18 protein-coding genes and 1 riboswitch are annotated in these 17732 nt (G+C 57.2%); of the genes, 12 read left to right on the top strand and 6 right to left on the bottom strand.

The features are described from left to right. A complete protein-coding gene (gene hutH / locus FD428_RS14470) occupies positions 1–1521 on the top strand; it encodes a histidine ammonia-lyase (protein ID WP_012133205.1) in 1521 nt (506 codons plus the stop codon). Between the two features lie 105 nt (positions 1522–1626). Here hutH and FD428_RS14465 read toward each other — a convergent pair whose 3' ends face one another. Further along, positions 1627–2103, bottom strand: coding sequence for a kinase inhibitor (locus FD428_RS14465; protein WP_049010068.1), 477 nt, complete (start codon positions 2101–2103; stop codon positions 1627–1629). Between the two features lie 65 nt (positions 2104–2168). Next, positions 2169–3458: an adenosylmethionine--8-amino-7-oxononanoate transaminase gene (bioA, locus tag FD428_RS14460; RefSeq protein WP_114848492.1), complete on the bottom strand. Its 1290-nt coding sequence runs from the start codon at positions 3456–3458 to the stop codon at positions 2169–2171. A gap of 86 nt (positions 3459–3544) precedes the next feature. Here bioA and bioB point away from each other — a divergent pair, with 86 nt between their 5' ends. From bioB to uvrB, 5 genes are all read left to right on the top strand, one after another. Continuing rightward, positions 3545–4585, top strand: coding sequence for a biotin synthase BioB (gene bioB, locus FD428_RS14455; protein ID WP_012133202.1), 1041 nt, complete (start codon positions 3545–3547; stop codon positions 4583–4585). After that, positions 4582–5736, top strand: coding sequence for an 8-amino-7-oxononanoate synthase (gene bioF / locus FD428_RS14450; protein ID WP_012133201.1), 1155 nt, complete (start codon positions 4582–4584; stop codon positions 5734–5736). The genes bioB and bioF overlap by 4 nt, the downstream gene beginning before the upstream one ends. Continuing rightward, the gene (gene bioC / locus FD428_RS14445) at positions 5723–6478 is read left to right on the top strand and encodes a malonyl-ACP O-methyltransferase BioC (protein WP_012133200.1); all 756 of its coding nucleotides are present in this window, start codon (positions 5723–5725) and stop codon (positions 6476–6478) included. The genes bioF and bioC overlap by 14 nt, the downstream gene beginning before the upstream one ends. Next, positions 6471–7157 (top strand): dethiobiotin synthase, encoded by a 687-nt coding sequence (gene bioD, locus FD428_RS14440; RefSeq protein ID WP_012133199.1) that lies wholly within the window; start codon positions 6471–6473, stop codon positions 7155–7157. Before bioC ends, bioD begins: the two co-directional genes overlap by 8 nt. A 567-nt stretch (positions 7158–7724) precedes the next feature. Beyond that, on the top strand, positions 7725–9746 hold the full coding sequence (gene uvrB, locus FD428_RS14435) for an excinuclease ABC subunit UvrB (RefSeq protein ID WP_047457991.1): 2022 nt from the start codon (positions 7725–7727) through the stop codon (positions 9744–9746). A 104-nt stretch (positions 9747–9850) separates the two neighbouring features. On the opposite strand, the gene yvcK is transcribed toward uvrB, so the two are convergent. Then, on the bottom strand, positions 9851–10759 hold the full coding sequence (gene yvcK / locus FD428_RS14430) for a uridine diphosphate-N-acetylglucosamine-binding protein YvcK (protein WP_024130513.1): 909 nt from the start codon (positions 10757–10759) through the stop codon (positions 9851–9853). Positions 10760–11045: 286 nt separating this feature from the next. Beyond that, a riboswitch (molybdenum cofactor riboswitch) is annotated at positions 11046–11192 on the top strand. Here yvcK and moaA point away from each other — a divergent pair. From moaA to FD428_RS14400, 6 genes are all read left to right on the top strand, one after another. Continuing rightward, entirely contained in the window at positions 11180–12169 is a 990-nt protein-coding gene (gene moaA / locus FD428_RS14425; protein WP_024130512.1) for a GTP 3',8-cyclase MoaA, read from the top strand. (Overlaps the previous riboswitch by 13 nt.) Positions 12170–12193: 24 nt before the next feature. Next, the gene (moaB, locus tag FD428_RS14420; protein WP_047457988.1) at positions 12194–12706 is read left to right on the top strand and encodes a molybdenum cofactor biosynthesis protein B; all 513 of its coding nucleotides are present in this window, start codon (positions 12194–12196) and stop codon (positions 12704–12706) included. A gap of 2 nt (positions 12707–12708) precedes the next feature. Further along, the gene (moaC, locus tag FD428_RS14415; protein WP_012133192.1) at positions 12709–13194 is read left to right on the top strand and encodes a cyclic pyranopterin monophosphate synthase MoaC; all 486 of its coding nucleotides are present in this window, start codon (positions 12709–12711) and stop codon (positions 13192–13194) included. Then, positions 13187–13432, top strand: a complete 246-nt coding sequence (gene moaD / locus FD428_RS14410; protein WP_012133191.1) for a molybdopterin synthase sulfur carrier subunit — start codon at positions 13187–13189, stop codon at positions 13430–13432. The genes moaC and moaD overlap by 8 nt, the downstream gene beginning before the upstream one ends. A gap of 1 nt (position 13433) precedes the next feature. Next, positions 13434–13886 (top strand): molybdopterin synthase catalytic subunit MoaE, encoded by a 453-nt coding sequence (gene moaE, locus FD428_RS14405; RefSeq protein WP_058668823.1) that lies wholly within the window; start codon positions 13434–13436, stop codon positions 13884–13886. Between the two features lie 51 nt (positions 13887–13937). Continuing rightward, entirely contained in the window at positions 13938–14642 is a 705-nt protein-coding gene (locus tag FD428_RS14400; protein WP_024130511.1) for a Bax inhibitor-1/YccA family protein, read from the top strand. 79 nt (positions 14643–14721) lie between these two features. Here the strand turns inward: FD428_RS14400 and FD428_RS14395 are convergent, their stop codons facing one another. From FD428_RS14395 to FD428_RS14385, 3 genes are read right to left on the bottom strand one after another with little or no spacing between them, the layout of a single operon-like run. Beyond that, complete coding sequence (locus tag FD428_RS14395) at positions 14722–15684, bottom strand: YbhN family protein (RefSeq protein ID WP_047457979.1); 963 nt, start codon at positions 15682–15684, stop codon at positions 14722–14724. Then, entirely contained in the window at positions 15684–16925 is a 1242-nt protein-coding gene (gene clsB, locus FD428_RS14390) for a cardiolipin synthase ClsB (RefSeq protein ID WP_012133187.1), read from the bottom strand. Before clsB ends, FD428_RS14395 begins: the two co-directional genes overlap by 1 nt. Then, positions 16922–17683: an endonuclease/exonuclease/phosphatase family protein gene (locus FD428_RS14385; protein ID WP_114848491.1), complete on the bottom strand. Its 762-nt coding sequence runs from the start codon at positions 17681–17683 to the stop codon at positions 16922–16924. The genes clsB and FD428_RS14385 overlap by 4 nt, the downstream gene beginning before the upstream one ends. Positions 17684–17732 lie beyond the last annotated feature (49 nt).

Raw genomic sequence — 17732 nt, 5'->3', positions numbered from 1 at the left:
ATGAATACGCTTACGTTAACGCCGGGTCATCTGAGTTTTGCGCAGCTTCGCGCCGTCTGGCAGCAGCCAGTGCAACTGCGTCTTGATAGCAGCGCGGTTGACGGTATTAATGCCAGCGTCGACTGCGTGAACAATATCGTCGCCGAGGGGCGCACGGCCTACGGTATCAATACCGGTTTTGGTCTGCTGGCGCAGACGCGCATCGCCACGGAGGATCTGCAAAACCTGCAACGTTCGCTGGTGCTCTCCCACGCGGCGGGTATTGGCGAGCCGCTGGACGACGCGATGGTGCGTCTGATCATGGTGCTGAAAATCAATAGCCTGGCGCGTGGTTTCTCGGGCATTCGCCTGAGCGTGATTGAAGCGCTGATTGCGCTGGTTAACGCAGAGGTCTGGCCGCTGATCCCGGCGAAAGGTTCTGTAGGGGCATCGGGCGATCTGGCGCCGCTGGCGCATATGTCGTTGACGCTGCTTGGCGAAGGGAAAGCCCGCTGGCAGGGGGAGTGGCTTCCGGCGAAAGAGGCGTTGAAAAAGGCCGGACTGGAACCGATCACGCTGGCGGCGAAAGAGGGACTGGCGCTGCTGAATGGCACCCAGGCCTCCACCGCCTTTGCGCTGCGTGGGCTGTTCGAAGCGCAGGCGCTGTTCGCCTCTGCGGTGGTCTGCGGGGCGTTAACCACCGAAGCCGTTCTGGGGTCGCGCCGACCGTTTGATGCGCGCATTCATGCCGCGCGCGGTCAGCGTGGGCAGATCGACGCCGCCGGGCTGTTCCGCCACGTTCTGACGGAGACCAGCGCGATAGCACAGTCGCACCATAACTGTGAAAAGGTGCAGGACCCGTACTCGCTGCGTTGTCAGCCGCAGGTGATGGGCGCGTGCCTCACACAACTGCGTCAGGCGATGGAGGTGCTGCTCGTTGAAGCCAACGCCGTTTCGGATAATCCGCTGGTGTTTGCCGAAGAGGGGGATGTGATTTCCGGCGGTAACTTCCATGCCGAACCGGTGGCGATGGCGGCGGATAATCTGGCGCTGGCGATTGCGGAAATCGGCGCGCTGTCGGAAAGGCGTATCGCGCTGATGATGGATAAACATATGTCGCAGTTGCCGCCTTTCCTGGTGAAAAACGGCGGCGTCAACTCCGGTTTTATGATTGCGCAGGTGACCGCTGCGGCGCTGGCCAGCGAGAACAAAGCGCTGGCGCATCCGCACAGCGTGGACAGCCTGCCGACGTCGGCCAATCAGGAAGATCATGTGTCGATGGCGCCCGCTGCGGGTCGGCGACTATGGGAAATGGCGGCAAACACGCGTGGGGTCATTGCGGTAGAGTGGCTGGCGGCCTGTCAGGGTATCGACCTCCGGGAAGGGTTAACCTCAAGCCCGCTGCTGGAGCAGGCGCGAAAAGCGCTGCGCGAGCAGGTGCCGCATTATACTCAGGACCGTTTCTTCGCGCCGGATATTGAGTGCGCGACCGAACTGCTGGCGCGCGGGGACTTGTTCCGGTTATTACCTGATTTCTTGTAAAAAAATGCCGGATGGCGCTGACGCTTATCCGGCCTACGGCGCTGGGTGTCAGGTGCCGCAGGCCGGATAAGACGCTTTAGCGTCGCCATCAGGCAACAACGGCACTTAGCTGAACATTGCGGTAATCGACGCGCTGGCGAGCGAATGGAAATGGACGTTAAAGCCCACCATCGCGCCGCTGGCGCCTGCATCGACATCAATGCGCTCCACATCCAGCGCGTGAACGGTAAAGATGTAGCGGTGCGTTTCCCCTTTCGGCGGAGCTGCGCCGCCGTAGCCTGCTTTACCAAAATCGGTGCGCGTCTGGAGAGTCCCTTCCGGCATCGCCACCAGGCCGGAACCAAACCCTTGCGGCAGTACGCGGGTATCGGCTGGCAGGTTGGCGACAATCCAGTGCCACCAGCCTGAGCCGGTTGGCGCATCGGGATCGTAGCAGGTCACGACAAAGCTTTTCGTACCGGCGGGCACCTCGTCCCAGGCCAGATGCGGGGAGATGTTGTCCCCGTCATAGCCCATGCCGTTAAACACATGGCGATGGGGCAGTTTTTCCCCGTCGCGCAGGTCGTTGCTGATAAGTTTCATACCGCCTCCATTAATCTACTGATTAGCAAGGAAGTGTAGCCAGAACCGCTACAGCTTACCGCTGATTAATGGATAAAAAATGTTTCATTGCGCACAGCGTCGTTCACCGCCTGCGTCAGACGATGCAATTGTTCCGGCTGGATGATATAGGGCGGCATCAGGTAGATCAGTTTACCGAACGGGCGCACCCAGACGCCTTGCCCGACAAAGAAACGCTGTAACGCCGCCATATTGACCGGGTGCGTGGTTTCCACGACGCCGATGGCGCCGAGTACGCGCACGTCAGCGACCCAGGACGATGCGCGCGCGGGCGCTAATTCGCGGCGTAACTGCGTTTCAATCGCCGCCACCTGCTGCTGCCACTCGCCCGTTTCCAGCAGGGAAAGACTGGCGCAAGCCACGGCACATGCCAGCGGATTGCCCATAAAAGTCGGGCCATGCATAAAGCAACCGGCTTCGCCGTTGCTGATGGTTTCAGCGACCAGACGGGTGGTTAGCGTGGCGGAAAGCGTCATCGTACCGCCGGTGATGGCCTTACCGAGACACAAAATATCCGGCGTAATGTCTGCATGTTCGCAGGCAAACAGTTTACCTGTGCGGCCAAATCCGGTGGCGATCTCATCGGCAATCAGCAGAATCCCTTCACGATCGCACATCTTGCGGATGCGGCGAAGCCACTCCGGGTGATACATCCGCATCCCGCCTGCGCCCTGGACAATGGGCTCCAGAATCACCGCCGCAATCTCATGCCGGTGCGCCGCCATCAGGCGGGCAAAGGCCACCATATCCCGCTCGTCCCATTCGCCATCCATCCGGCTTTGCGGGGCGGGGGCAAAGAGGTTTTCCGGCAGATAGCCCTTCCACAGGCTGTGCATTGAGTTATCTGGATCGCATACCGACATCGCGCCGAAGGTGTCTCCGTGATAGCCGTTGCGAAAGGTCAGAAAACGCTGACGAGACTCGCCTTTCGCCTGCCAGTATTGCAGCGCCATTTTCATCGCCACTTCCACCGCCACCGAACCGGAGTCCGCCAGGAACACGCACTCCAGCGCTTGCGGCGTCATCGCCACCAGCTTGCGACACAGGTTGACCGCAGGGGCATGGGTAATGCCGCCAAACATCACATGCGACATGGCGTCAATTTGCGTTTTCATCGCGGCGTTGAGCTGTGGATGGCTGTAACCGTGGATCGCCGCCCACCATGACGACATGCCGTCGATCAGACGGTCGCCGTTGGCCAAAATCAGTTCGCAACCCTCGGCGCGCGCAACCGGATAAACCGGGAGCGGGGAGGTCATGGAGGTATAGGGATGCCAGATATGGCGTTGGTCAAAGGCAAGATCGTCCGTTGTCATAATCGACTTGTAAACCAAATTAAAAACATTTAGGTTTACGAGTCTACACCGAATCAAGAATTAACAACACCCTTTGGAGAGGCCCTATGGCTCACCACCCACGCTGGACATTGTCGCAAGTTACCGAATTATTTAATAAACCGCTGCTGGATCTGCTGTTTGACGCGCAGCAAATCCATCGTCAGCATTTCGATCCGCAACAGGTGCAGGTCAGCACGCTGCTGTCGATTAAAACCGGCGCCTGCCCGGAAGACTGCAAATATTGCCCGCAGAGTTCCCGCTATAAGACGGGGCTGGAAGCGGAACGTCTGATGGAAGTGGAGCAGGTGCTGGACTCCGCGCGCAAAGCGAAGAACGCCGGTTCAACCCGTTTCTGCATGGGCGCGGCATGGAAAAACCCGCACGAGCGCGATATGCCGTATCTGGAACAGATGGTGCAGGGCGTGAAGGCGATGGGGCTGGAAGCCTGTATGACCCTCGGCACGCTCAATGAATCTCAGGCGCAGCGCCTCGCCAACGCCGGGCTGGACTACTACAACCACAACCTGGATACCTCCCCGGAATTTTACGGCAACATCATCACGACCCGCTCGTATCAGGAACGTCTTGATACGCTGGACAAAGTGCGTGAAGCGGGGATTAAAGTCTGCTCTGGCGGTATCGTTGGCTTAGGCGAAACGGTTAAAGATCGCGCCGGGCTGCTGTTGCAACTGGCGAATTTGCCGACCCCGCCGGAAAGCGTGCCGATCAACATGCTGGTGAAGGTCAAAGGTACGCCGCTGGCGGATAATGAGGATGTGGATGCGTTTGATTTCATCCGCACGATCGCTGTCGCGCGCATTATGATGCCAACCTCCTACGTGCGTCTTTCTGCGGGTCGCGAACAGATGAACGAGCAAACGCAGGCGATGTGCTTTATGGCGGGGGCGAACTCCATCTTCTACGGCTGTAAGCTGCTGACCACGCCGAACCCGGAAGAAGACAAAGATCTCCAGCTGTTCCGCAAACTGGGGCTGAACCCGCAGCAAACGTCGGTGCTGGCTGGTGACAACGAACAGCAACAGCGTCTGGAACAGGCGCTGATGACCCCGGATACAGACGACTATTACAACGCGGCAGCAGTATGACCTGGCAGCAAAAAATCGACGATGCGCTTACGGCGCGTCGTTCTGCCGATGCGTTGCGTCGCCGCTATGCGGTGACGCAGGGGGCAGGGCGTTGGCTGGTGGCTAACGAACGCCAGTATCTGAATTTCTCCAGCAATGACTACCTCGGTTTAAGTCACCATCCGCAGATTATTCGCGCCTGGCAACAGGGTGCGGAGCGCTTTGGCGTCGGCAGCGGCGGCTCCGGCCACGTCAGCGGCTACTCCGTGGCGCATCAGGCGCTTGAGGAGGCGCTGGCAGGCTGGCTTGGCTATTCGCGGGCGCTGCTGTTTATCTCTGGCTTTGCGGCGAATCAGGCGGTTATCGCCGCGCTGATGGCGAAAGACGATCGGATTGTCGCGGACCGTCTCAGCCACGCCTCATTGCTGGAAGCGGCAAACCTCAGCCCGGCGACGCTTCGCCGCTTTACCCACAACGATCCTCAACACCTGGCGCGCCTGCTGGACGCCCCGTGCGGCGGGCAGCAACTGGTGGTGACAGAGGGCATATTCAGTATGGACGGCGACGGCGCGCCGCTGGCGGAGATCCACCGTGCCGCACGGCAGCGTAACGCCTGGCTGCTGGTGGATGATGCGCACGGTATTGGCGTTACGGGTGATGAGGGGCGCGGAAGCTGCTGGCGACAGCAGGTCAAACCTGAGCTGCTGATTGTGACGTTTGGCAAAGGTTTTGGCGTCAGCGGGGCGGCGATTCTCTGCTCTGAAAGCGTTGCGGATTATCTGTTGCAGTTTGCCCGCCATCTGATCTACAGCACCAGTATGCCACCGGCCCAGGCGCAGGCGCTGAGCGCGGCGCTGGCGGTGATCCGAAGCCCGGAAGGCGCAGATCGCCGGGAAAAACTGGCTGCGTTAATTCAGCGCTTCCGTTCGGGCGTTAAGGCCAGCGATTTTACGCTGGCAAATTCGCACAGTGCGATTCAGCCGCTGATTGTCGGAGACAATGCGCGCGCGTTACGGCTGGCGGATACTCTGCGGGAGCAGGGATGCTGGGTGAGCGCGATCCGACCGCCTACCGTTCCGGCCGGTACTGCCCGGTTGCGCCTGACGCTCACTCAGGCGCATGAAGCGCAGGATATTGATCGCTTACTGGAGGTGCTGGATGGCGCAGGTTGATAAGCAGGCGATTGCGGCCGCGTTTGGGCGCGCGGCGTCGCATTATGAGCAGCACGCTGAACTGCAACGCCAGAGTGCGGACGCGCTGCTGGCGCTGCTGGCAGGGCGCGAATGTGCGCACGTTCTGGACGCCGGTTGTGGGCCAGGGCGGATGAGCCGCTTCTGGCGAGAGCAGGGATGCGAGGTCACGGCGCTCGATCTCTCGGCGCAAATGCTGGATGAGGCGCGTCGTCAGCAGGCTGCTCACCATTACCTTGCGGCGGATATCGAAGCCATCCCGCTGGCGGCGGCGCGGTTTGATTTGGCATGGAGCAACCTGGCGGTGCAGTGGTGCGGCGACTTGCGCGGCGCGCTAAGCGAACTGTATCGCGTGGTGCGTCCTGGCGGCGTGGTGGCGTTTACCTCGCTGGCGCACGGATCGCTGCCGGAACTGCGTCAGGCCTGGCAGGCGGTAGATAACCGGGGGCATGCCAACCACTTTTTGTCGCCAGAGGCGATCGGCAATGCGATGCACGGCTGGCGCGTCCGTCAGCAGATCCAGGCGATCACCCTGTGGTTTGATGATGCGCTCAGCGCGATGCGTTCGCTTAAAGGCATTGGGGCGACGCATCTGCACGAGGGGCGTGAACCGCGCGTGTTAACGCGTTCGCAGTTGCGACAGTTACAGTTGGCCTGGCCGCAGCAGCAGGGGAAATATCCGCTGACGTATCAGCTTTTTTTGGGAGTCATTGAACGTGATTAAACGGTATTTTGTCACCGGGACGGACACTGAAGTCGGAAAAACGGTCGCCAGTTGCGCCCTGTTACAGGCTGCCGCGCAGAGCGGCTTTCGGACGGCAGGCTACAAGCCCGTGGCGTCGGGCAGCGAGATGACGGCGCAGGGGCTGCGCAATAGCGATGCCCTGGCGCTACAGCGCAACAGCACGCTGACGCTGGCCTATGAAGTGATCAACCCCTACACCTTTGCGGAACCGACCTCGCCGCACATTGTGAGCGCAGAGGAGGGGAGACCCGTTCAGGCCTCGGTGATGTCCGCCGGTTTACGCGCGCTGGAACGCCAGGCCGACTGGGTGTTAGTGGAAGGGGCGGGCGGCTGGTTTACTCCGCTTGGCGAAACGCTGACGTTTGCCGACTGGGTTGCGGCGGAGCACCTGCCGGTGATTCTGGTGGTGGGCGTGAAGCTTGGGTGTATCAATCATGCCATGCTGACGGCGCAGGCCGTGCAGCAAGCCGGGCTGACGCTTGCCGGGTGGGTAGCCAATGACGTGACGCCGCCCGGAAAGCGCCATGCGGAATACATGGCGACGCTAACGCGGGTGATTACGGCTCCTCTGCTGGGCGAAATCCCCTGGCTTTCCGGGAAGGCGGAAAGTGCATCAACAGGACAATATCTCGACCTGACGCGCCTGAAGGCGGTGTAAAACGGGTGAAAATGCGAGCAGGATCTCGCCTGCCGCCCGCGTTTCGTTAGCTGATAAAAATCAAAAAAAAGCGATAATTTTTTTTTAGCCCCTCATCAAGTGGCGTCCGCGCGATTTTGCCAGGCGGCAGTCCATACGGGCTGGACGCAGTTATCCACCATTCCTGTGGATAACCTTGTGTATTAGAGTTAGAAAACACAACGTAAGCGAGAGAAGACGCGGCCTGCGACTAAATTGATGCGAAAGGCGTCTTAAGTAAATAGTGCTTATGAAACAATTTGTTAGATAAAAGCAATGGCTGTAAGGAAAGTGTCACGGGTTGCCACAAATCTTTCATCACACATCTTGACAAGTGTTAAAAAAGTCTTTGGTTTGGGGATAACCGCATCTCACTGGTTTTTTATCTCGTCAGGGTCTACATTTTACGTCGCAATGCCGGGTGTTATCCCTTATTTGAGTAATACCTTAAGTCGCCACTGTTTTTTCATCCAGTATATTTTGCTGGCAATATTAGCGGCTCCGGGTAAAATTAGTGTCCTGCCCGCCCATTCCTTCAGGTAGCTGCCCATGAGTAAACCGTTCAAACTGAATTCCGCTTTTAAACCTTCAGGCGATCAGCCGGAGGCGATACGTCGTCTGGAGGAAGGTCTTGAAGATGGTCTGGCGCACCAGACGCTGTTGGGCGTAACGGGATCAGGGAAAACGTTCACCATCGCCAATGTGATTGCCGATTTACAGCGCCCGACGATGGTGCTTGCGCCCAATAAAACGCTGGCGGCCCAGTTATACGGCGAAATGAAAGAGTTCTTCCCTGACAACGCGGTGGAATATTTCGTCTCTTACTATGACTACTATCAGCCAGAGGCGTATGTGCCCAGCTCCGACACCTTTATCGAAAAAGATGCGTCGGTGAACGAACACATAGAACAGATGCGACTGTCGGCGACCAAGGCGCTGCTTGAGCGGCGGGACGTTGTGGTCGTGGCTTCGGTTTCCGCTATCTACGGTCTGGGCGATCCCGATTTATACCTGAAGATGATGCTGCACCTGACGGTGGGGATGATCATCGATCAGCGCGCTATCCTGCGCCGTCTGGCGGAGTTGCAATATACCCGCAACGATCAGGCCTTCCAGCGCGGCACTTTCCGCGTACGCGGCGAGGTCATCGACATCTTCCCGGCAGAGTCTGACGATATTGCGCTGCGGGTTGAGCTGTTTGACGAAGAGGTTGAACGTCTGTCGCTGTTTGACCCGCTGACCGGGCAGGTTGAATCGACTATCCAGCGCTACACCATCTACCCGAAAACGCACTACGTTACGCCGCGCGAGCGCATCGTACAGGCGATGGAGGAGATCAAAGACGAACTGGTGGACAGACGCAGGATCATGCTGGAAAACAATAAGTTGCTGGAAGAACAGCGCTTAACCCAGCGTACGCAGTTCGATCTGGAAATGATGAACGAGCTGGGATATTGCTCGGGGATTGAAAACTACTCCCGCTACCTTTCCGGGCGCGGGCCTGGCGAGCCGCCGCCGACGCTGTTTGACTATCTGCCAGCCGATGGCCTGTTAGTCGTGGATGAATCTCACGTCACGATTCCGCAAATCGGCGGGATGTTTCGTGGGGACAGGGCGCGCAAAGAGACGCTGGTGGAGTACGGTTTCCGTCTGCCGTCAGCGCTGGATAACCGTCCGCTAAAATTTGAAGAGTTTGAAGCGCTGGCCCCGCAAACCATCTACGTTTCCGCCACGCCGGGCAACTATGAGCTGGAGAAATCCGGCGGCGAGGTGGTGGATCAGGTGGTGCGTCCCACCGGGCTGCTGGACCCGATCATTGAAGTTCGGCCGGTGGCGACGCAGGTTGATGATCTGCTCTCTGAGATCCGCCTGCGGGCGGCGATTAACGAACGTGTGCTGGTGACGACGCTGACCAAGCGAATGGCGGAAGATCTTACCGAATATCTCGAAGAACACGGCGAGCGCGTACGTTACCTGCACTCGGACATCGATACCGTTGAGCGTATGGAAATCATTCGTGATTTGCGTCTGGGCGAGTTTGACGTGCTGGTGGGGATCAACCTGTTGCGAGAAGGGCTGGACATGCCTGAGGTCTCGCTGGTGGCGATTCTGGACGCAGACAAAGAAGGCTTCCTGCGTTCAGAGCGTTCGCTGATTCAGACCATCGGCCGTGCGGCGCGTAACGTCAACGGGAAGGCGATCCTCTATGGCGATAAGATCACCCCGTCGATGGCGAAAGCGATAGGCGAAACCGAACGTCGTCGCGAGAAACAGCAGTTATACAACGAAGAGCACGGTATCGTTCCGCAGGGGCTGAATAAGAAAGTGGTCGATATTCTGGCGTTGGGTCAGAACATCGCGAAAACCAAAGCGAAGGGCAAAGGGAAGTCCCGCGCAGCGGCGAAATCGGGTGTGGTTGAGATGGATATGACGCCGAAAGCGTTGCAGCAGAAAATTCATGAGCTGGAAGGCCAGATGATGCAGCATGCGCAAAACCTGGAGTTTGAAGAAGCCGCAGAGATTCGCGACCAGCTGCATCAGCTACGTGAGCTGTTTATCGCGGCGTCATGACGATGCCGGATGGCGACGTAAAGCGTCTTATCCGGCCTACGGTTGTTCCGCCTGTTGTGTGTAGGCCCGGTAGGCGAAGCGCCACCGGGCAAATCTGAATACGCTTACCCTAACGCCTGTATCGCTTTCTCCAGCGCGTTATGCAGCAGCTGTCGGTCATGGCGATACGGAATATCGCTGGCTTCCAGCACTTCCTGAATCACAATCCGGCCCGTCACCGCCGAGGCATCCACTTTCGGGCCAACCACAATGGCGTCGATAACCTGTTTCCCGACGTATTGCTCCATAATCGCCAGTTTGTCGACAAGCGTTAAGCTGGCGGCGGGCAGACTCAATTCGCGCCCCAGATTACCGATATAGACCATCGGCGCCGGAGTACGGCGCAGCGCCTGCGCCAGCTCATCAAGCAGCAGAATCGGCATCAAACTGGTGTAGAAACTTCCGGGGCCAATCAGAATCAAATCGGCTTCGCTAATGGCCTGCACCGCTTCCCGGGTGGTGGGGACTTTCGGTGACAGCATCAGCTCCTGCGGCGGGGTCGCCAGTTGATCGATATTCACCTCGCCGTATACTTCATGCCCCTGATCGTCGATGGCCATCAGGTCTACCGGCAGCTCCGACATAGGGATTAAATGCGCATCCACCTTCAATAAGTTGCGAATTAAATTTATCGCTTCGAGAGGCCGCACGCTCAGGTGATCCAGCGCCTTTAACATCAGATTTCCGAGGTTATGGCCGGAAAGTTCACCATTACCGCCAAAACGGTACTCAAACATCGCCGACGCGACGCTGGGTTCGGTAATTAACTGGTTCAGACAGTTGCGCATATCGCCCCAGGCGATTCCCCCTTCAGAGCGGCGAATACGGCCTGTGGAACCCCCGTTATCGGTGGTGGTGACAATACCGGTCAGGCGTGAGCCTAATGAAGAGAGTGAAGAGAGAACGCGTCCTAATCCATGCCCTCCGCCGAGAGCGACAACACGATCCAGGTCTGCCAGCGTACGATTGCGCATACAAATTCCTAATATCAGAGGTACTGCGCTACAGTAGCGCAAATAGCGCCTTTTCAGCAATTAGCCAACGAACAACGATGGAAAATAAATCCATCCCCTCTACCTCTTTCGGATAGGGTTAGCCTGATGGCTAACTGATGTATATCAATGCAAAAGTGTGATTTTTGCTTATTCTGTAGCGAAATAGCACGATTATGACGCTATATACATGATTATATAGCGTAAGGTGGGAATGGCAAAAATGCTATTTACACGCTAGTATCGGCATAACCACCTTTTTAAGCGATGCTTAAAAAGACACTCTAGCCTCTACGCCTGTGTCAAATTGATATGGTGTTTTGGCCGTGACAAGCCTCGAAAGAGTTTGCCACCAGGGCGCAGGAAGAAATGACTCCGCCTCCCGTATTTGGAAAGGTGTACATGGCCTCACAACTTACCGATGCTTTCGCACGTAAGTTTTATTACTTACGTCTGTCGATTACTGATGTGTGTAACTTTCGTTGCACATACTGCCTGCCGGATGGCTACAAGCCTGGCGGTGTCACCAATAACGGCTTTCTGACCGTCGATGAAATTCGCCGTGTGACGCGCGCGTTTGCCAGTCTGGGCACCGAAAAAGTGCGCCTTACCGGCGGTGAACCGTCGCTGCGTCGCGACTTTACCGACATCATTGCCGCCGTGCGTGAAAACGACGCGATTCGCCAGATTGCGGTGACCACTAATGGGTATCGTCTGGCGCGTGATGCGGCGAACTGGCGCGACGCGGGTCTGACGGGCATCAACGTCAGCGTCGATAGCCTTGACGCCCGTCAGTTTCACGCCATTACCGGGCAGGATAAATTCCAGCAGGTGATGGCGGGCATTGACGCCGCGTTTGACGCCGGTTTCGCAAAGGTCAAAGTGAACACCGTGTTGATGCGCGATGTGAACCATCATCAACTGGACACCTTTCTCGCCTGGATTCAGGCACGCCCCATTCAACTGCGCTTCATTGAACTGATGGAGACGGGAGAGGGGAGCGAACTCTTTCGTAAACACCATATTTCTGGACAGGTGCTGCGTGATGAACTGCTGCGTCGCGGTTGGATTCATCAGCTGCGCCAGCGCAGCGACGGCCCGGCGCAGGTTTTTTGTCATCCTGACTATGCCGGTGAAATCGGTCTCATCATGCCGTATGAAAAAGATTTCTGCGCCACCTGCAACCGTCTGCGCGTTTCCTCGGTCGGTAAACTCCATCTTTGCCTGTTTGGCGAAGGCGGCGTAAGCCTGCGCGACCTGCTGGAAGACGATGCACAGCAACATGCGCTGGAAGAACGCATTTCAGCCGCGCTGCTGGAGAAAAAGCAGACCCACTTCCTGCACCAGAACAATACCGGTATTACGCAAAATCTATCGTACATAGGCGGTTAACGCCTTAACGGACAAGGAGTTTTTATGAGTCAGGTAAGCGCTGAGTTTATCCCTACCCGCATTGCTATTCTTACGGTTTCCAGTCGTCGCGGCGAAGAAGACGACACTTCCGGTCATTTTCTGCGCGACGCCGCGCTGGAAGCGGGGCATCAGGTCGTGGACAAAGCCATCGTTAAAGAGAACCGCTACGCCATTCGCGCGCAGGTTTCCGCGTGGATCGCCAGCGATGACGTTCAGGTGGTGCTCATCACCGGCGGCACCGGGCTGACCGATGGCGATCAGGCGCCGGAAGCGTTACTGCCGCTCTTTGATCGCGAAGTCGAAGGGTTTGGCGAAGTGTTCCGCATGTTGTCGTTTGAAGAGATTGGCACATCGACCCTGCAATCTCGCGCGGTGGCCGGCGTTGCCAACAAGACGCTGATTTTTGCGATGCCGGGCTCCACAAAAGCGTGCCGCACCGCCTGGGACAACATCATCGCGCCGCAGCTTGATGCTCGCACACGCCCGTGTAACTTCCACCCACATTTGAAGAAATAAGTATGTCGCAACTGACCCATATTAATGCCGCTGGCGAAGCGCACATGGTGGACGTCTCCGCCAAAGCGGAAACCGTACGTGAGGCGCGCGCCGAAGCGTTTGTGACGATGCGCAGTGAAACGCTGGCGATGATTATCGACGGTAGCCACCATAAGGGCGATGTTTTCGCGACCGCGCGTATCGCCGGGATTCAGGCGGCTAAACGTACCTGGGAGCTGATCCCGCTGTGCCATCCGCTGTTGTTGAGTAAGGTCGAAGTGCAATTGCAGGCGGAACCTGAACACAACCGGGTACGCATTGAATCGTTGTGTCGCTTGACGGGGAAAACCGGCGTGGAGATGGAAGCGCTGACTGCCGCTTCCGTGGCGGCATTGACGATCTACGACATGTGCAAAGCGGTGCAAAAGGATATGGTGATTGGCCCGGTGCGTTTGCTGGCGAAAAGCGGCGGTAAGTCTGGCGATTTTAAGGTGGATGCGCATGATTAAGGTTCTGTTTTTCGCTCAGGTGCGTGAACTGGTGGGAACGGATGCGTTAGAGGTCGCCGCCGATTTCCCAACCGTAGAAGCGCTGCGTCAGCATCTGGCGGCGCAAAGCGATCGCTGGGCGCTGGCGCTGGAAGACGGCAAGCTGCTGGCCGCCGTCAATCAGACGCTGGTCAGTTTTGAACATCCGCTGACGGCGGGTGATGAAGTGGCCTTTTTCCCACCGGTGACAGGAGGCTGAGATGGCTGAAACGCGAGTGATCGTTGGCCATGCGCCGTTCAGCGTTGGGGAGGAGTACCCCTGGCTGGCGGAGCGTGATGAAGATGGCGCAGTCGTGACCTTTACCGGTAAAGTCCGCAATCATAATCTGGGCGACAGCGTTAAAGCGCTGACGCTGGAACATTACCCGGGGATGACGGAAAAAGCGCTGGCGGATATCGTGGACGAGGCGCGCTCGCGCTGGCCGCTGGGGCGCGTGACGGTGATCCATCGTATTGGCGAACTGTGGCCGGGCGATGAGATTGTCTTTGTCGGCGTAACCAGCGCGCACCGTAGCAGCGCGTTCGAGGCCGGGCAATTCATTATGGATTATCTGAAAACCCGCGCGCCGTTCTGGAAGCGTGAAGCGACGCCGGAAGGCGAGCGCTGGGTGGAAGCGCGCGATAGCGATCGGCAGGCGGCAAAACGCTGGTAGCAGAATGTGATACCCTTATTCAGGGGTATCACTTTTAATCAGGAGATCATCATGGACCGATTCCCACGATCCGATTCTATCGTACAGACCCGTTCCGGCCTGCAAACGTATATGGCGCAGGTATATGGCTGGATGACGGTTGGGCTGCTGCTGACCGCATTTATCGCCTGGTATGCAGCGAATACGCCTGCGGTGATGATGTTTGTCTTTTCCAGCAAAATCACCTTCTTTGGCTTGATTATCGCCCAGCTTGCGCTGGTTATTGCGCTGTCAGCAATGGTGCAAAAACTTAGCGCCGGGATGGCGACCACGCTGTTTATGCTCTATTCGGCGCTGACGGGCCTGACGCTGTCGAGCATTTTTATCGTTTATACCTATTCGTCTATCGCCAGCACGTTTGTCGTGACCGGCGGGATGTTTGGCGTGATGAGCCTGTATGGCTACACCACGAAACGCGATCTCAGCGGCTGGGGCAGCATGCTGTTTATGGCGCTGATCGGCATTATTCTGGCATCGTTGGTCAACTTCTGGCTCAAAAGCGAAGCGTTGATGTGGGCGGTGACCTATATCGGGGTGGTTGTCTTTGTTGGTCTGACCGCCTATGACACGCAGAAGCTGAAAAACATTGGCGAGCAGATTGATGTTCGTGACAGCTCGACGCTGCGGAAATACTCGATTCTCGGCGCGTTAACGCTGTATCTGGACTTCATCAACCTGTTCCTGATGCTGCTGCGTATTTTCGGTAATCGCCGTTAATTGGCGTGAACGCTGTATCCGGCCTACAGGTTAGGCCGGTAATACACGTTTATAGACCTGATAAGCAGCAAATAACTCGTCACTTCGCTAAGGCTTTCTCGTTTTTCGCCCGCAGCTTCTTTGCCCGACTTTCCAGCAGCAGATAGCAAATCAACGCCAGCAATAGCGGAATAAAATAATAGAGCACACGCCAGGCGAGCAGGGCGGCGATAATGGTGCCTTGCGACGTATGCTCACCCGCCAGCAGCGCCATAAACACGGCCTCCAGAACGCCGATCCCGGCCGGGATATGCACGATCACTCCGGCAATACTGCTCACCAGCAGCACGCCAAGTACAAAGAAATAATTAACGTCTTGCCCCATCAGCAGCCAGATAATGGCACCCATCACCATCCAGTTAGCGCTGGAAATCCCCATCTGCGCGAGGGCGAATTTCCATGACGGAAGCATCAGCTTTTGGCCTTTAATCGTGATATGACGCCGTTTTGCAAAGGCGCAAAACCACAGGTAGACGGCAATCACCAGCAACAACACAATACCGAGAATGCGCAGCGTATTTTCATCGATATACCAGTGGGCCGGGAGTTGCACGACGCCGAAGGTAAAAATAATTCCGCCCAGCAGAATATAGCCCAGCCAGTTGGTGGTAATGCTCAGCGAAAAAATACGCGTGATGGTGCTCCCCGGTAAGCCGAGGCGGGAGTACAGACGGTAGCGCATACCGATTCCGCCGACCCAGGTGCTTAACGTCAGATTGAAGGCGTAACAGATAAACGACACCAGCATGACCTGCCGCTTCGCCAGCTTGTGGCCGCAGTAAAAACGCCCCAGCAGATCGTAGCAGCCGTAAAGAAGGTAGCTGACAATCACCAGCCCAACCGCGCTCAACAGCGCAATCCGGTTGTAATCCCGGATCACTGTCCAGACATCTTCCCAGTTGACCTTTCCGGCATAAATGACCAGCAGGACAATCACCGCGATAAAAAACAGCCAGGTGAGGATCTTTTTCGCCAGCCGCCATCGCGGGTGTGATGTTGACATCAGGGCTTCACCCCCGTGTTTTCCGCTTCGACCCGATCCTGCGTTTCCATCGTCGGTTGAGCGGGCGGTTCAACCTGCGCCAGATGCGGCGTGTGCGCCGGTAGCCAACCAACCAGCGCCGGGAAGTGGCGCAGGAAGTGGAACGCCAGCACGCTTTTGCTCAGATTCCACCAGGTGCGCTTCGGCAGCATAGACTCGTCCACCTGCTTGCAATCATTGGCGATAATGGCGTTCAGGTTGTCGCGCAGCGTCTGGTTAAACGTGCGGTCATGAATAATGACGTTTGCTTCAAGGTTAAGCGACAGACTGAGCGGATCGAGGTTGCTGGAGCCGACGGTCGCCCAGTGATCGTCCATCAACGCCACTTTGCCGTGCAGCGGGCGACGGCGATATTCATAGACATGGACGCCGCCTTTCACCAGATAGTTGTACAGCAGACGCGCGCCGACTTTGACGATGGGCATATCGGGTTCCCCCTGGATCACCAGTTTTACCCGCACGCCGCGTCGGGCGGCTTTGCGCATGGCATGCAGCAGGCGATAGCCGGGAAAGAAATAGGCATTGGCGATAATCACTTCACGTTTCGCCTGCGTAAGCATCTTCAGATAGTGACGTTCAATATCGTTGCGATGTTCATCATTATCGCGCCAGATAAACAGCACCTGCGCTTCGCCGGGTTTCCGGTTTTCTTCGGCGCGATGATGGCGTCGCCACCAGCGGCGCGCGGCGCTTTGCCCCGGCAGGTTTTCCAGCTCAAACTGCAAAATATCCTCCACGACCGGCCCTTCGACGCGAACGGCGTAATCCTGTTTGGCTTCCGGGCCGTAATCGGACATATGTTCTGCGGAGTAATTCAGCCCGCCGACAAACGCGACCCGATCGTCAATAACCACGATTTTACGGTGCATACGGCGAAAGAGGTTGGTGCGCATGCCGAACAGGGGAGGACGCGGATCGTAATAGCGGAAGATTATCCCCGCTGCGGTCAGCTCCCCGACAAACGCCTCGCTAAGGTCGGGTGAGCCGTAGCCGTCTAACAGCACTTCCGCTTTTACGCCGCGTCTGGCCGCTTTAAGCAGCGCCGCGTGTAGCTGCTTACCTACGTCATCTTCAAACCAGATGAAGGTTTCCAGGATGATCCTCTGCTGTGCCTGCGCGATAGCGTCAAACACGGCGGGATAGAACTGGTCGCCGTTTTCCAGTAGCTGAATCTGATTGCCTTCACGCCATCCACATTTCATAGATGTATCTCCGCGCTAAGAGGGGCATGGTCAGATAAATGTCGCCAGTTACGCAACGGCAACGCCGCAGGAGAGCTGGCATTGGCATTCTTGACGTATATACGATCGAGTCGCAGTATCGGCAGCCTGACCGGAAAGGTGCGCGCCGGGCGGCCATGCGCGCGGGTGAAGATCTCCTCCAGCCCCGCAGACGCTTTTAACGGATAGTTGGCTTTCTGCCGCCAGTCGTTGAAATCCCCGGCGACCACCACGGGTTCGGATTCGGGAAGGGCGTTAACCCATTCAACCAGCATATCCAGCTGCGCCTGGCGGTGGCCTTCCCGTAAGCCGAGATGCACGCACATTACATGAATTGGCTGAGCCTGCATCGGCGGAACAATACGGCAATACAGCACGCCGCGTTTTTCACTGCCGCCGACGGAGACATCGCGATTTTCATAGTGTTCAATCGGATAGCGCGACAGCACCGCGTTGCCGTGATGCCCTTCCGGGTAGACGGCATTACGACCATAGGCGAAATCGCTCCACATGGTGTCGGCAAGAAATTCGTAATGAGTGGTATCAGGCCAGTTCTCGACGTGCAGCGGATGAACTTCATGCGCGCCCATCACTTCCTGGAGGCAGACAATATCCGCGCTGACGGTTCTGACGGCGTCGCGCAGCTCCGGCAGAATAAAGCGCTTATTAAAGGCGGTAAAACCCTTATGCGTGTTAATTGTGAGCACTTTGAATGAAAAATTTCGCGTTTGTTGGATCATTTTCTTCCTGTCCGCGTCACTATCCTGATTGAAATAGTGTAGTCGTCGT

This window comes from Citrobacter sp. TBCP-5362 (assembly GCF_005406305.1).
Lineage (GTDB): Bacteria > Pseudomonadota > Gammaproteobacteria > Enterobacterales > Enterobacteriaceae > Citrobacter_B > Citrobacter_B koseri.
This window is presented reverse-complemented; position numbering and strand designations above follow the sequence as displayed.